The organism is Streptomyces sp. ADMS, assembly GCF_033441795.1.
Classification (GTDB): domain Bacteria; phylum Actinomycetota; class Actinomycetes; order Streptomycetales; family Streptomycetaceae; genus Streptomyces.
In genome coordinates this window covers 1-236 of the sequence record NZ_JAVFVX010000639.1, presented here as the reverse complement: position 1 = coordinate 236, position 236 = coordinate 1, and the positions used below count along the sequence as shown (strand labels likewise).

The following is a 236-nucleotide window of genomic DNA, read 5'->3' as shown; positions in this document are numbered from 1 at the left end:
GGCATGGAGAACCGTGCCCCGGAGCGGACGGACAGCAGCAGCGGGTCGTCGGGCTGCCCCAGCCGTCGTCCTGCGGCCTGCTCCAGAGCGGTCAGGTGCGCGGAGATCTCACGGCCCAGACCGTCCGGCTCGCTGCCGGTGGCCAGGAAGGCCCGGCAGGCGTCGGTGGTCACGGTGAAGCCTGGCGGGACCGGCAGGCCCATCCGGGTCATCTCGGCCAGGTTCGCGCCCTTGCC

Annotated in this window: 1 protein-coding gene; it reads right to left on the bottom strand. The window is 73.7% G+C overall.

Annotated elements, in window-relative coordinates; translation table 11 throughout:
• Window positions 1-236: PEP/pyruvate-binding domain-containing protein (locus RB628_RS42290; RefSeq protein WP_318325871.1), on the bottom strand; the 236-nt coding region annotated here is incomplete at both ends.